General features: G+C 71.1%; 15 protein-coding genes. 9 read left to right on the forward strand and 6 right to left on the reverse strand.

Translation table 11 applies throughout. The features are described from left to right. Positions 1-145: 145 nt before the first annotated feature. Together AB0D04_RS10250 and AB0D04_RS10255 are read left to right on the forward strand one after the other, a co-directional pair. On the forward strand, positions 146-1,156 hold the full coding sequence (locus AB0D04_RS10250) for a CHAD domain-containing protein (RefSeq protein ID WP_362701726.1): 1,011 nt from the start codon (positions 146-148) through the stop codon (positions 1,154-1,156). Next, the gene (locus AB0D04_RS10255) at positions 1,149-1,595 is read left to right on the forward strand and encodes an NUDIX hydrolase (RefSeq protein ID WP_362701492.1); all 447 of its coding nucleotides are present in this window, start codon (positions 1,149-1,151) and stop codon (positions 1,593-1,595) included. Before AB0D04_RS10250 ends, AB0D04_RS10255 begins: the two co-directional genes overlap by 8 nt. A gap of 1 nt (position 1,596) precedes the next feature. Here AB0D04_RS10255 and AB0D04_RS10260 read toward each other — a convergent pair whose 3' ends face one another. The 3 genes from AB0D04_RS10260 to AB0D04_RS10270 form a co-directional block, all read right to left on the reverse strand. Beyond that, complete coding sequence (locus AB0D04_RS10260) at positions 1,597-1,953, reverse strand: hypothetical protein (RefSeq protein WP_362701494.1); 357 nt, start codon at positions 1,951-1,953, stop codon at positions 1,597-1,599. 105 nt (positions 1,954-2,058) lie between these two features. After that, positions 2,059-3,021 carry a radical SAM protein gene (locus tag AB0D04_RS10265; protein WP_362701496.1) on the reverse strand — a complete coding sequence of 321 codons (963 nt, stop codon included), beginning with the start codon at positions 3,019-3,021 and terminating at the stop codon, positions 2,059-2,061. A 135-nt stretch (positions 3,022-3,156) separates the two neighbouring features. Then, a complete protein-coding gene (locus tag AB0D04_RS10270; protein ID WP_362701498.1) occupies positions 3,157-3,570 on the reverse strand; it encodes a hypothetical protein in 414 nt (137 codons plus the stop codon). 207 nt (positions 3,571-3,777) lie between these two features. Between AB0D04_RS10270 and AB0D04_RS10275 the strand changes: the two genes are divergently transcribed. Both AB0D04_RS10275 and AB0D04_RS10280 read left to right on the forward strand, forming a co-directional pair. After that, positions 3,778-5,019 carry a helix-turn-helix transcriptional regulator gene (locus tag AB0D04_RS10275; RefSeq protein ID WP_362701499.1) on the forward strand — a complete coding sequence of 414 codons (1,242 nt, stop codon included), beginning with the start codon at positions 3,778-3,780 and terminating at the stop codon, positions 5,017-5,019. Between the two features lie 33 nt (positions 5,020-5,052). Continuing rightward, positions 5,053-5,529 (forward strand): hypothetical protein, encoded by a 477-nt coding sequence (locus tag AB0D04_RS10280; protein WP_362701502.1) that lies wholly within the window; start codon positions 5,053-5,055, stop codon positions 5,527-5,529. A gap of 73 nt (positions 5,530-5,602) precedes the next feature. On the opposite strand, the gene AB0D04_RS10285 is transcribed toward AB0D04_RS10280, so the two are convergent. After that, complete coding sequence (locus AB0D04_RS10285; RefSeq protein WP_362701505.1) at positions 5,603-6,427, reverse strand: NAD(P)H-binding protein; 825 nt, start codon at positions 6,425-6,427, stop codon at positions 5,603-5,605. A gap of 70 nt (positions 6,428-6,497) precedes the next feature. Here AB0D04_RS10285 and AB0D04_RS10290 point away from each other — a divergent pair, with 70 nt between their 5' ends. Then, positions 6,498-6,941 carry a helix-turn-helix domain-containing protein gene (locus AB0D04_RS10290; RefSeq protein ID WP_362701508.1) on the forward strand — a complete coding sequence of 148 codons (444 nt, stop codon included), beginning with the start codon at positions 6,498-6,500 and terminating at the stop codon, positions 6,939-6,941. A gap of 94 nt (positions 6,942-7,035) precedes the next feature. Continuing rightward, the gene (locus AB0D04_RS10295) at positions 7,036-7,695 is read left to right on the forward strand and encodes an exonuclease (protein ID WP_362701510.1); all 660 of its coding nucleotides are present in this window, start codon (positions 7,036-7,038) and stop codon (positions 7,693-7,695) included. Here AB0D04_RS10295 and AB0D04_RS10300 read toward each other — a convergent pair. After that, complete coding sequence (locus tag AB0D04_RS10300) at positions 7,650-8,657, reverse strand: aldo/keto reductase (protein WP_362701512.1); 1,008 nt, start codon at positions 8,655-8,657, stop codon at positions 7,650-7,652. The two genes, AB0D04_RS10295 and AB0D04_RS10300, sit on opposite strands and share 46 nt — an antisense overlap. A 207-nt stretch (positions 8,658-8,864) precedes the next feature. Here AB0D04_RS10300 and AB0D04_RS10305 point away from each other — a divergent pair, with 207 nt between their 5' ends. After that, on the forward strand, positions 8,865-9,839 hold the full coding sequence (locus AB0D04_RS10305; protein ID WP_362701515.1) for a helix-turn-helix domain-containing protein: 975 nt from the start codon (positions 8,865-8,867) through the stop codon (positions 9,837-9,839). On the opposite strand, the gene AB0D04_RS10310 is transcribed toward AB0D04_RS10305, so the two are convergent. Next, positions 9,802-10,626, reverse strand: a complete 825-nt coding sequence (locus AB0D04_RS10310; protein WP_362701517.1) for a class I SAM-dependent methyltransferase — start codon at positions 10,624-10,626, stop codon at positions 9,802-9,804. The two genes, AB0D04_RS10305 and AB0D04_RS10310, sit on opposite strands and share 38 nt — an antisense overlap. 168 nt (positions 10,627-10,794) lie before the next feature. Between AB0D04_RS10310 and mshA the strand changes: the two genes are divergently transcribed. Then, entirely contained in the window at positions 10,795-12,180 is a 1,386-nt protein-coding gene (mshA, locus tag AB0D04_RS10315; protein ID WP_362701729.1) for a D-inositol-3-phosphate glycosyltransferase, read from the forward strand. A gap of 55 nt (positions 12,181-12,235) precedes the next feature. After that, the gene (locus tag AB0D04_RS10320; protein WP_362701731.1) at positions 12,236-12,742 is read left to right on the forward strand and encodes a YbjN domain-containing protein; all 507 of its coding nucleotides are present in this window, start codon (positions 12,236-12,238) and stop codon (positions 12,740-12,742) included. Position 12,743: the final 1 nt, after the last annotated feature.

The following is a 12,743-nucleotide window of genomic DNA, read 5'->3' on the forward strand; positions in this document are numbered from 1 at the left end:
CGGGGGGCCGTCCGGTCTCATCGGTATCGGATACGAGCTCGGCGGGGCACCCGGAGCCCGAGCCGCGGTGGTGGACGCGCCGGAGGGGGACCGGGGGGAGCGGTACGGCCCGTACGGGGCCGGCGAATCGGGGGAGTTGGGGGACATGGGGGGTGCGGCCGCATCGGGGGACTCCGGGGGGCCGGAGGCCGACGCCCGGACGGCCGGCGAGGTGCTGGCCGGCTACCTCCACCGCCAGTCCGGGGACTTCCTCCGCAGCCTGCGACTGCACCGTGAGAGCGGCTCGGACGCCCAGGGCGCGGACGAGGCGGCCTGGCAACTGCGCGCCGCCGCCCGTCGCATCAGCGCCACCCTGCACACCTTCCGCTCACTCACGGACGAGGCCTGGGCCGACCAACTCCTCGCCGAACTGGGCTGGTTGTCCGGCACCCTGGCCCGCGAACACGCCTGCGCCGCCCGCCGTTCCCGCCTGATGGCGGCCCTGCAACGCCTCACGACGCCCGCGGCCAACGCCCCCGCCGCCGACCCGGACGCCGAGAGCGCCCTGTCGGCCGGCGCCGCGCGGGCCGGCGCGCTGCTCGACCGGCAGCTCACCCTGGCCCGCACCCGCGCGCACTCCGCCGCGCTCCAGGCGCTCGGCTCCTCCCGCTTCCACGCCGTCGCCGACTCCGTCGCCGTGCTTGCCTCCGAGGCGCCGCTGACGCACGCGGCCGCCGATGTACCGGCCGTCGAGGCGCTGCCCCAGCTCGCCGAACAGGCCCACCGGCGCCTCGCGGAGGCCGTCACCGCCCTCCCGCTCTCCCGCGCCGGCCACCCGTACAACGCCGACGCGCTGGCCGCCGACCACCGCCAGGACACGCCCTGGCACCAGGTACGGATGCTCGTACGGCTGAGCCGCTACGCCCAGGAAGTGATCGCACCGGGCCACGGCGATCCCCGCCTGGCCGACGCCGGCCACGCCCTCGAACGCCACCGCGACGCCGCAGAGGCCGCCGCCGCCGCATCCGCCGCCGCCCGCACCCCCAGAATCGCCCCCGCCACGGCCTACGCACTGGGCGTCCTGCACGCCGACCAGCGCCACGAGGTGGAGGCGGCCCGCTTCGCCTTCGGCCGGGTGTGGCTGCCGCGGGGCAAGGGAGGCGGCCCACATGGCTGAGGAATCGGTCATCCGGGCGGCGGGGTGCGTGCTGTGGCGCCGCTCACCTTCCCGTGACGGCCTGGAGATCGCCCTCGTCCACCGCCCCAAGTACGACGACTGGTCGCACCCCAAAGGCAAACTGAAGCGCACCGAGGACGCCCTTGCGGGCGCGATCCGCGAGGTGTCGGAGGAAACCGGCATGACCTGCGACCCCGGCCTCGAACTCCCCACCGCTCGCTACCTGGTCGGCGGCCGCCCCAAAGAAGTCCGCTACTGGGCGGCCGAGGCCACCGGCGGCACCTTCGCACCGAACAGGGAAGTGGACCGCCTGCTGTGGACCTCCCCCGAGGCGGCCCGCCGCCACCTGACCCAGCCCAGGGACAGAGAACTGGTCTATGCCCTGCTCAGCGCGCTGCACGTGACGGGGGGCGCGCCGCTGGACGGGGAGGGTCGGTAGCTCAGACGTCCAGTGTTTCCTTGAGGTGCATACGGCAGGCGTCCACGAACACTTCGCGCGCCTTCTTGAAGGACACCCAGTCCTGATCATTGGCACCGGTCCGTCCCAGGTGGCGAAGCTGCTCGACCAGGGCCAGAGCCTCCTTCTGCGGGCCGGTGGGCTCGACGGTGATGCGGTTGCAGGCGTCTCTTGTCGCAGCGTATGCATCATCGCGCGCCGAGGTGGCTGCTTCGGGGGTCTCGTAGCGGCCCTGTGCCTCCCAGTAGCACACGGACGATTCTTGGTCTGCTGCGCTCAGAAATTCGGCGTAGGCGTCGCGTCGCGCCAGGTACAACGCGAGCGGAGTGGGGGTACTCATGGTGGTACTCCGAGCGTCCGGGAACTGAGACGCATCCACGCTACTCGGAGCGTCTCAGCCATGAGCAGCCCGTCCGAAGGTTCCCTCTTGTGGGCGTGGAGCGTGTCAGCAGTCCGTGCCCGCGACGTATGGACTGCGGTACCGCACCGATCGGTGAGGCGACATGATCGGCGGCTTCAAGCGGCCTGACTCTTCGGTTGGGCCGCAAGCCGCATCAGGTGCGCAAGCGAGTTGCGGTGCACACGTCTCGAAGCTCGGCCCGCAGTCAGGCAGGCAACTTGGTTCGCCGTCGGCTGCGGCCTTCTCGGGAAAGACATGGGCCAGCTCTGCGCGGGCACCTTGCATCGGCACGTCATGGTAGATCTCCTGCAGACTCTGCTCGTGGACGTTGCCGATTGGCATGAAGCGAGCAAAAACGCAGGGCCATACCTCGCCGTTGGGGCTGATGGCGATCTTGTTGCGCCCACACCTGCCGCAGAGTTTCTTGATGTGCGGACTGTTTCCCTGCGCTCCCCGGCCGAACGGGCGGATCTTGTCGGTGCGCACATCATGGATGCCGAGGTCGAGAAGTTCGCGGCGTCCTTCCCTTCCGCGTTGATCTTCCAAGACATTGATGACGTTGCCGCGCAGGGGGATTCCGTACGACTGCGCCCGTTCGATGTTGGCTCGGGTTCGCTGTCGTGAGCCTCGGTTGTCGGTCACATCGTCGTGGTCGTCGTCCTTGTCCGAGTAGTACGAGAACGCGAGGCTGACACCCTTCATGCGGAGCGCTGACCAGGCATCGGCGGTGATGTGGGTGAGGTTGCTGAACACCTCGACCTGAATGCTCCGGGCACGAGTGTGCCGGACAAGTTCACGGAAGCTGGGGTGCAGTGTGGGCTCGCCGCCGATGAACTGGCAGTGACGAGTACCGAGCACCGCCAACTCGTCGATCACCCGGAACCAGTCGTCGGGCGCCATGTCGCCGTGAGTGCCCTGCGGCGAACTGTCGGCGTAGCAGTGGCGGCAGTTGAGATTGCACAGCCCTGTGATCTCAAGCCACACGAATTGCGGGGCGAGAAAGGTCATGTCGACTCCTTTGGCTTGGGGGCGTGGTGGGGCGAGGGGACGGTCCGGCTTTCCGTCGAATTCCGCGGCTGCGAGGGCCAGGAGCGGGCGGTAGAGGGGCGATCGGCCGCGACCGCGGCTTGGCGTGTCTCCCGCTCATCGAGTGGCGCCGCAGCCGGCCATCGCGGCCAGTGGCGCCCAGCTGAAGAGGACACCGGAGCCGTGGTCCTTGCACCAACGGACCTCGTCGTAGCGCTGCTCGTGGTCTGGACTGATTGCGGTCGGCCACCTGACGATGACCGCCCCCACCTCGCCCCGTTGCACCAGCTCTCGAACCTTGTTCCAGCCGGCGCGCTTGTGCGGTGCCGGTTCGCCAAATGCGTCGGTGATCTCGTGGGTGATTGTCAGGCCGTGCCGGCGAGCGAAGCTGTGCCCTTCCTCTCGTGCTCGCGATGCGGGCAGGCCGGGGTCGATGTGTGCGCCCGTGCCGCGCTCGACGCAGACATAAAGGACGGCGAGGGTACTGGCATGGGTGGAGCGTGGTGTCTCCTGCGTTGTGTTGGTCACCATGTGCCTCTTCGTTGTCTCGGCATGCCCATCTCTCCCTCGGGGAGCGCAGGGATGGATGGGGCTTGCCACCGATCGGCGGCTGACTGGCAGTCAACGCTCGGTCACGCTCGTGGGACTATCGGCGATGCGGTGCCCGCATACGGATATGCGCTCAGCGGGTACGGCGCGTGGCGCGGGCCGAGGCAATGCGTAGCGTGGAGGCGTGCGGTGAACTGGCAGGCGGCGGCGATCCGGGATGCGTCCCGGGCAGGGGACTACGGCCGGGTTATTGAGTTGACCCGCAAGAACGCGCGGATGACACAAGGCCAGTTAGGCGAAGTGTGCGGTCTGTCGCAGTCTGCCGTCTCGCGCCTGGAGAAACGCGGCACAAGCGCATACAGCACGGACATCCTGGCAGCGGCGTCCGCACATCTCGGGATCCCGTCGGCACTGGTGGGGCTCGCAGCGAGCCGCCCACAGGGGGAGGTGAACGGTGACGACGTGGACCGACGAAAGTTCCTCGGCGGGGTCGCCGCTACGGCAGCGGCTCCCGCACTGGCTGCACTGCCCGATACGGCGGACGCAACCGGCGGCCGGGCCGCCGCGTTGCGACTCTCCACCACGGCCTATCGCAGACTCGACGGCTCGACTCCGTCCCGCGATCTCACCGGGGCCGTGCATTCACATATGCACCTGATCCGGACCATCACACGCTCGGCGGCCGGAGATGCCGAGCGGCTCCACCTAGCGGCCGTCGGGAGCGAGGCCGCGAGCCTCGCCGGGTGGCTGGCGTGGGACATGGGCGACCACGGATCGGCCCGCAGCTGGTACGGCTCCGCGATCAAGGGCGCTCGTACGGCCGGTGATCCGCTCCTGACCGCCTACCAGACCGGCAGCCTCGCCCAGTTTGAGGCGGACGCAGGCAACGCCGTGCAAGCCCTCAACCTGACCCGCAGCGCGCGGCGAGCGCTGGGCGAGAGACGACCGTCGGTCGCCGATGCGTGGCTGTCCTCCGTCGAAGCTCTCGCGCACTCGGCGGCTGGGGACCGGCGGGCTGCCGACCGGGCGCTGACGGCAAGCCGGTCGGCAGCCGAAGCGCTGCCGGAGGAGCCGCCGCCGTGGCCGTGGGTCTTCACCTTCGATCCGTCGAAGGTCGCTGCCTTTCGAGTAACCTGCGGCGCCCGGCTCGGCCTCCCGGAATGGGTCCTCGGCGATGACGTCGAAGCCCTGGCCACCGGTCACGCCAAGCAACGCGCGCTCTTGGTGCTCGACATCGCCGCCGGGCACTTGGCCGGCGGAAGGGTTGACGTGGCCTTCGCGCTCGCGGGGCGGGCGCTGGACATCGGGCTCAAGTACCGTTCCGGCCGGATCGTGGAACGGGCGCGCGCTGTGCGCCGCTCACTTACCACCGCCACGCCGCCCAAGGCGGTGCGGGATTTCGACGAACGTCTACATGGTGTGTACCTGTAGGGATCTGCAGGGATCTGTAGGGAGGGGCATTCGATGCACGTAGGGATCACCGGGCACCGCGGACTGAGCGCAGAGGTTGAGCGGCGGGCGCGGGCGATGCTGGACGAGGCCGTACGCCGCTACGACCCCGCCGAGCTGGTCGGCGTCTCGTGCATTGCGGACGGCCCGGATGCTTGGTTCGCCGAGGTGGTGCTCGCTCGCGGCGGGCGCCTTGAAGTCGTCGTCCCGGCGGCGGAGTATCGCGAGGGTTTGCCCGAGTGGCACCACTCCACCTACGACGCGCTGATGCGTCAGGCCGCCGATGTCCACGAGACCGGGCTTGCCGCCTCGGACTCTGATGCGCACATGGCCGGCAGTGAGATCCTCGTCGGCCTTGTCGACGAGCTACTGGCCGTATGGGACGGCAAGGCTGCACGGGGCTATGGCGGCACCGCTGACGTGGTCGCGTACGCGGAGGACACCGGGACGTCTGTACAGGTGCTCTGGCCGCAGGGAGCAACCCGGGACTAGAGCGACCGCCGAGGTCGCGATGCCCGGCAGGGACGGAGAGGCCGGCCCGGAAGTGTGAGGCTGCGGCGAATGTCTACGCTGGGTGCGCCGCAGCGATCGTGCTGGAGTACACCTCCAGGGCGGACCGCGGCTCTCGCCCGAGCAGCTCGGGCAGCGCGTTGTGGCCGATGTGGGTGCCGTCCAGGAAGCCGGCCGCGATCGCCGAGTACGTTCCCACCAGCATCGGCACCTGGAAGGGCAGCGCTGCCCCGGCCGCGATGATCGCTTCCCGGGTCCGGGCGAGTGAGCCGGGCTCGTACGAGCCGCCGGTCGCGGCCGCCAGCTCGGCGCCGCCCAACGGCTTCTCGCCGACCAGCTCGTAGGTGCGGCCTGCGTGCTGCTCCGGGGCGGCCACCACTCGGGCAGCCACCTCCGCGAGATCCTCCCGCGCGACGGCGGCCAGCCGCCCGTCGCCCAGTGGCGCGGCGATTGTCCCGTCGGGGGCCGGGGCGGCGATGGCGGCGAGGAACTCGGCATACAGGCCGTTGCGCAGGATGGTCCCTTCCAGGGAGCTGTGATGGATCCTGCGTTCGGTCCAGCGGTGGGCGAGCGCGTAGGGCAGGTGGTCGCCGTCGCCGCTGAGGCTGGTGTAGACGAGGTGCCGTACGCGGGCCTTCTCGGCGGCGGATATCGCGGCCTCGTGGCGGGCGATGACGACGTCGTCCTCACCGTATCCGGCGGAGATCAGCAGCAAGGTGTCCACGCCGGTGAAGTCGAGCGACGCCGGATCGTCGAAGTCGACGCGGCGCTCGGCCGTGGAGCGGGGCGTGCGGGTGCCGAGCACCACGTCGTCGCGCGCTGCCAGCTTCTCGGCGACGAGCTGTCCGAGTGCGCCGGTGGCGCCGGTGACCAGAATCATGGGAATTGCCTCCTGAGCGGTGTGGTTCCATCCTCGGCGGAGACGCTCGCGCGCATAAGGAGGCACTTTGATGTCAGCAGGGCACACTGCGGTAACCACCCCGGTGGTGGCCGAGCCGGGGGCCGCGGAGCCCGTGATCACGTGTGAGACACCGCAGGACGAGTGCGGAGTCCGGGACGTGCTGGACCGGCTCGGCGACAAGTGGTCCGTCTATGTGGTGGTCGAACTCGCCGCCGGCGTCCGCCGTTTCAAGGAGCTCCAGCGGGCCATCCCCGGCGCCATCTCGCAGCGCATGCTCACGCTCACCGTCCGCCGCCTGGAGCGGGACGGGCTGGTGAAGCGCACCGTGTACCCCACCATCCCGCCCCAGGTCGAGTACGAGCTGACCGAGATGGGCCACAGCCTCACTCATCTCGTGAAGACTCTCGCGGACTGGTCGATCGCCCACCGGCCCGCCATTGCCGCCTCGCGTGCGGCGTGGGATGCGGAGCATCCGGACTCGGACGTTCGCTGACCCGTTGGGGCCGGGCGGCCTGCGCCGCCGTCCCTTGGCGGCTGCGCCGTAATTCCTTGGCGGCCGCCCCCGCCCCCGCCCTACAGTGCCGGGCATGTCAAAGCTCCCCGAGCTCTATATCGCCGTCGATGTCGAGGCGGACGGGCCGATCCCCGGCCCCTACAGCATGATTTCCCTGGGAATGGCCGTGGTGGGGCGCCCGGATCTGTCCTTCTACAGCGAACTGCGGCCGATTTCCGAGGACTTCGTACCGCAGGCCCTGGCGGTCTCCGGGCTGGACCGCGACCGGCTGGTGCGGGAGGCGCCGGCGCCCGAGGAGGCGATGGCGGCGGCCGCGCGGTGGGTCAACGGACTGCGCACGATCGGCCGGCCCGTCTTTCTCGCGGCGCCCGCGGTGTGGGACGGGATGTTTGTGCACTGGTACTTCATGCGGTTCACCGGGAAGAGCCCGTTCGGTGTCACCGGGTCCGGGGTCGATCTCCGGAGTTATTGGATGGGGCTTACGGGGCGCGAGTGGGTGGCGAGCCGTAAGGGGGACATCAAGCAGGCCCTGAAGCTGACCGGGATGCCGCATACGCATCATGCGGGGGAGGATGCGCGGGAGTTGGCGCAGGTCTTTGAGGCGGTGGTGGCGAGCCGGACCGCGCCCGGCCGGCCGGGGCGGGGCCGGTCGGGAGCGGATGCGGAGGCCGATGCGGACGCGGACGCTCAGCGCCGCCGCAGCGACGCGTCCTCGACGGCCGGCGGGACGTAGTAGCTGTCGGCCCGGTTGAGGTCCGTGCCCGGCGGGACGATGGCGTCGATGCGGTCGAGTACGTCGGCGGTCAGGGTGACCTCGGCGCCGTCCAGGAGGCTGTTGAGCTGGTCCAGGGTGCGGGGGCCGATGATCACCGAGGTGACGGCGGGGTGGGAACGGACGAAGGCGGTCGCCAGGTGGGGGAGGGTGAGGCCGGCCTCGGCGGCGAGCTTCGACAGGGCGCCGACCGCCTCGGCCTTGCGGGCGTTCTCGGGGAGGGAGAGATCGAACTTCTGGGTCTCGATGCCCGCCCGTGAGCTGGCCGAGAGGTCGCGGCCGGAGAGCCAGCCCGCGCTGAGCGGACCCCAGGTCAGTACGCCCATGCCGTAGCGCTGCGCGGTGGGCAGCACCGCGTTCTCCACGCTGCGCGCCAGGATCGAGTACGGCGGCTGCTCGCTGCGGAACCGGACATGGCCGCGGCGCTCCGCCGTCCACTGGGCCTCGACGATCTGCTCGGCGGGGAAGGTCGAGGTGCCGATCGCCCGTACCTTGCCGGACCGTACGAGATCGGAGAGCGCGCCGAGCGTCTCGTCGATGTCGGTGGTGGGGTCGGGGCGGTGCACCTGGTAGAGGTCGAGGTAGTCGGTGTCGAGGCGGCGCAGGCTGTCCTCGACGGCGCGGGTGATCCAACGGCGGGAATTTCCGCTGTGGTTGGCGTCCGGGCCCATCGAGTTGAAGAACTTCGTGGCCAGCACGACATCCTCGCGCCGCCCCTTGAGCGCCTTGCCGACGATCTCCTCGGACTCGCCCGCCGCGTAGGCATCGGCGGTGTCCACGAAGTTGATGCCGGCGTCCAGCGCGCGGTGCACGATCCGTACGCAGTCGTCGTGGTCGGTGTTGCCCCAGGCGCCGAGCATCAACGTGCCCAGCGCGTACTCGCTGACCGAGATGCCGGTGCCGCCGAGGATCCTGCGCTGCATGAGGTGCTCCTTCTGCGAGGTCTCGAGGTCTCAGGGGCCGGTGGTCCCCGCGGCGTCCCTGAGGCGTGTGTGCACCACCTTGCTGGCCGTACGCGGAGGGGACCAGGCCCGTCGCAGCCTGGGTCCGGCGGAACCACCCAGCCGGCGGCGCACCCCCCTGGCCGACGGCGCAACCACCCAGTCGGCGGTGCGTCGCATACTGGAGGAATGCTGCATGCGGAAATCGAGATCGGCTCGTTCCTCAAGGCGCGCCGCGCGGCGCTCGACCCCGCCGGGCTCGGCCTGCCCGGTGGACTCAACCGCCGCCGGGTGCGGGGGCTGCGGCGCGAGGAGGTTGCCCAGCTCGCCGGCATCAGCGTCGATTACTACACCCGGATCGAGCAGGGGCGCGCGAACGCGATCTCGGATTCCGTGCTGGATGCGATTGCGCGGGCGCTGCAACTGACCGACGGCGAGGTCACGTATCTGCGGAATGTGGCGGTGCCGAGGCGGCGGGGCGCCGGTGCCGACGTCTGTGGTCCGGGGGCGGTTGCGCCTCGTCAGGTCGTACGGCCCGAGATCCGGCAGCTGCTGGATGCCATGGGGGACACCGTCCCGGCCATGATCGTCGGGCGGGGGATGGACATCCTCGCCTGGAATGCGCTGGGCGGCCGGGTCGGCTTCGACCTCGAGATGCTGGAGCCCGGACGGTGCAATTCGGCGCTGCTGGTCTTCCTCGACCCCGAGGCGCGTGACCTGCACCCGGACTGGCAGCGGATCGCCGATGAGGTCGTCGGCAATCTGCGCGCGGAGAGCGGCCGCAATCCCGACGACCTGCGAATCTGTGAGGTCGTCACCGAACTCCTCGAGCGCAGCGCGGACTTCCGGCGGGTGTGGGAGGCGCAGGCGGTGACCGAGTGCCTGCGCGGGACGAAGCGGATCGTGAACCCGGTGGTCGGTGAGCTGGTGGTGATGTTCGAGAGCTTCCGGCTGACCACGGATGCGGATCAGGCGCTGGTGACGTACAGCGCGCCGCGGGGTTCGAGCACGGAGCTGCGGTTGCGGGATCTGGCGGAGGTCGTGGCGCGGGAGCCGGGGGCCGCGGAGCGGAGGTTGCAGCGGCGGGGCGGGGCCGTGGCCCATGCCGTGGCGGGGCCGGTACAGCTCAGCCCCGCGGTGCCAGCGCCTCCCACCGCACGGTGACCTCCCCCTGACGGCGGCGCCGCGGGTCCCCGGTCAGCGGCCAGTCCGCCGCCAGGGCCCGTACGGCGGCGAGCCAGCGCTGCCGGGCGCCCAGTGCGCCGAGGGGGGCGGCCGCCGCCCAGGCCCGGTCGAAGTCCCGGAGGAAGGCGTGCACCGGCTCGCCCGGGACATTGCGGTGGATCAGCGCCTTCGGGAGGCGTTCGGCCAGGTCGGAGGGGGTGTGGAGGGAGCCGAGCCGGGTGGCGAAGGTGACCGTGCGGGGTCCTTCGGGGCCCAGCGCCACCCACACATGCCGCCGCCCGATCTCGTCGCAGGTGCCCTCGACCAGCAGCCCGCCGGGCGCCAGTCGCGCGCACAGCCGCTGCCATACGGCGGCCACCTCGTCCTCGTCGTACTGCCGCAGCACATTCGCGGCCCGGATCAGCACCGGCGCGCGCCCCGGCCCGCCGGGCAGCGGCACCTCGAAGCCGCCGTGGACGAAGTCCAGCCCCGGCCGCTCGTAGGGCTGGGCGGCCGCCACCCGTGCCGGTTCGATCTCGATGCCGACCACGCGCGCGTCGGGCCGGACCGTCCGCAGCCTGGCCAGCAGTTCCACTGCGGTCCAGGGGGCGGCGCCGTAGCCGAGGTCGACCGCTACGGGGTCGGCGGCGCGGCGCAGCTCGGCGCCGTGTTCGGCGGCTATCCAGCGGTCCATACGGCGCAGGCGGTTGGGGTTGGTGGTGCCGCGGGTGACCGTGCCGACGGGGCGGGGCGGCGCGGTGGCGGTGGCGGAGGAGCGGCGGGCCATGGCATCGAGAGTACGGGCCGCGGACCTGCTGACAGGGCTAAGGTAACGCTTTGGCAAAGTGGGGGCAGAGCGCGCCGGACGGAAATGGATGGGCGACCTCCGTTGTTGGACGGGGTCGGAGGCGCACAGACCGCCCGGCCTAGGAGGTAGCTCGCAGTGAGCCCATACGTGTCCCGGCTCCGCAGTCGTTCCCACGGCCAGTTCCCGGGGCAGGCGCTGCTGCGGCTGCCCGGCGTCGCGCGCCGCCCGCGCCGGGTGGCGATGCTCAGCGTGCACACCTCCCCGCTGCACCAGCCCGGCACCGGCGACGCCGGCGGGATGAACGTCTACATCGTCGAGCTGGCCAGGAAGCTCGCCGCCATCAACATCGAGGTGGAGATCTTCACGCGCGCCACGACGGGCACCCTCCCGCCCACCGTCGAGCTGGCGCCCGGCGTGCTCGTACGCCATGTGGACGCGGGCCCGTACGAAGGCCTGGCCAAGGAAGAGCTGCCCGCCCAGCTCTGCGCCTTCACCCATGGCGTGATGCAGGCCTGGGCCGGCCACCGCCCCGGCTACTACGACCTCGTGCACTCCCACTACTGGCTCTCCGGCCATGTCGGCTGGCTGGCCGCCGAGCGCTGGGGCGTCCCGCTGGTGCATGCCATGCACACCATGGCCAAGGTCAAGAACGCCGCCCTCGCCGTCGGTGACACCCCCGAGCCCGCCGCCCGGGTGATCGGTGAGACGCAGATCGTGCGCGCCGCGGACCGCCTGATAGCGAACACCGCCGAGGAGGCGGACGAGCTCGTACGGCACTACGAGGCGGAGCGGGGCAAGGTTGCCGTGGTCCACCCCGGGGTCAATCTGGAGCGGTTCCGGCCGGTGGCCGGTGGCGGCGACGGACGCGCCCATGCCTCTGACGTCGCGGCCGGCCGGGCCGCCGCCCGCGCCCGCCTGGGCCTGCCGCGGGACGCCGTCATCCCGCTCTTCGCCGGCCGCATACAGCCGCTGAAGGCCCCCGACATCCTGCTGCGCGCGACCGCCGCCCTCCTGGACGAGGACCCCACGCTGCGCTCCCGTCTGGTCGTTCCGGTGGTCGGCGGGCCCAGCGGCAGCGGCCTGGCCAAGCCGGAGGGGCTGCAGAAGCTGGCCGCCCGGCTCGGCATCGCCGACATCGTGCAGTTCCGCCCGCCGGTCGGCCAGGAGCAGCTCGCCGATTGGTACCGCGCGGCATCGGTGCTGGTCATGCCCTCGTACAGCGAGTCGTTCGGGCTGGTCGCGATAGAGGCGCAGGCGTGTGGCACGCCCGTCATCGCGGCCGCGGTCGGCGGCCTCCCGGTGGCCGTACGCGACGGCGTCAGCGGTTTCCTCGTCACCGGCCACGACCCGGCCGACTACGCCCGCATGCTGGGCCGCTTCGTGGCGGACCCGGAGCTCGCGACCCGTATGGGCACCGAGGCCGCCCGGCACGCCCAGTCCTTCGGCTGGGACACCGCCGCCGCGGCGACCGGGGACGTCTACACCGCCGCCATGCAGGAACGACGCCGTCACCTACGATCCCTGCATGGGTGAGATGACAGGTGACGTGGGTGGCGCGGGTACGGGCAGCGGGCGGGGTGAGCGGGCGATGACCCCGTCCGAGGTCATCGAGCACACCCTCCAGGACGCCGAGCTGGAGTGGGAGTCCCCCTCGGACGGCGCCTACGTCATCAAGCTCCCCGGCACCCGCAAGCTCTCGACGACCTGCTCGCTGATCGTCGGCAAGCACTCCCTCTCCATCAACGCCTTCGTCGTCCGCCACCCGGACGAGAACCACGAGGCCGTGCACCGCTGGCTCCTCGAGCGGAACACCCGCCTCTACGGCGTCAGTTACGCGATCGACAAGCTCGGCGACATCTACCTCGTCGGCAAGCTCCCGCTGGCGGCCGTCACCCCCGACGAACTCGACCGCATCCTCGGCACGGTCCTGGAGAACGCCGACGGCAGCTTCAACACCCTGCTGGAGATGGGCTTCGCGACGGCGATCCGCAAGGAGTACGCGTGGCGGGTGGCGCGGGGGGAGTCGACCCGTAACCTCGACGCCTTCGCGCATCTGACGGGGCGGTCGTCGGCGTCATCGGCGTCCTCGGCGTAGC

Origin of the sequence: Streptomyces sp. NPDC048483, assembly GCF_040651455.1 — a bacterium.
Classification (GTDB): Bacteria; Actinomycetota; Actinomycetes; order Streptomycetales; family Streptomycetaceae; genus Streptomyces.

Coding starts and splice junctions, on each gene's coding strand:
- AB0D04_RS10285 (WP_362701505.1), bottom strand. CDS start 6,427: ATGATTCTGGTCACCGGCGCCACCGGCGCACTCGGACAGCTCGTCGCC.
- AB0D04_RS10320 (WP_362701731.1), top strand. CDS start 12,236: ATGACCCCGTCCGAGGTCATCGAGCACACCCTCCAGGACGCCGAGCTG.
- AB0D04_RS10270 (WP_362701498.1), bottom strand. CDS start 3,570: ATGGTGACCAACACAACGCAGGAGACACCACGCTCCACCCATGCCAGT.
- AB0D04_RS10310 (WP_362701517.1), bottom strand. CDS start 10,626: ATGGCCCGCCGCTCCTCCGCCACCGCCACCGCGCCGCCCCGCCCCGTC.
- AB0D04_RS10290 (WP_362701508.1), top strand. CDS start 6,498: ATGTCAGCAGGGCACACTGCGGTAACCACCCCGGTGGTGGCCGAGCCG.
- AB0D04_RS10255 (WP_362701492.1), top strand. CDS start 1,149: ATGGCTGAGGAATCGGTCATCCGGGCGGCGGGGTGCGTGCTGTGGCGC.
- AB0D04_RS10260 (WP_362701494.1), bottom strand. CDS start 1,953: ATGAGTACCCCCACTCCGCTCGCGTTGTACCTGGCGCGACGCGACGCC.
- AB0D04_RS10250 (WP_362701726.1), top strand. CDS start 146: ATGGGGGGTGCGGCCGCATCGGGGGACTCCGGGGGGCCGGAGGCCGAC.
- AB0D04_RS10295 (WP_362701510.1), top strand. CDS start 7,036: ATGTCAAAGCTCCCCGAGCTCTATATCGCCGTCGATGTCGAGGCGGAC.
- AB0D04_RS10305 (WP_362701515.1), top strand. CDS start 8,865: ATGCTGCATGCGGAAATCGAGATCGGCTCGTTCCTCAAGGCGCGCCGC.
- AB0D04_RS10300 (WP_362701512.1), bottom strand. CDS start 8,657: ATGCAGCGCAGGATCCTCGGCGGCACCGGCATCTCGGTCAGCGAGTAC.
- AB0D04_RS10280 (WP_362701502.1), top strand. CDS start 5,053: ATGCACGTAGGGATCACCGGGCACCGCGGACTGAGCGCAGAGGTTGAG.
- AB0D04_RS10265 (WP_362701496.1), bottom strand. CDS start 3,021: ATGACCTTTCTCGCCCCGCAATTCGTGTGGCTTGAGATCACAGGGCTG.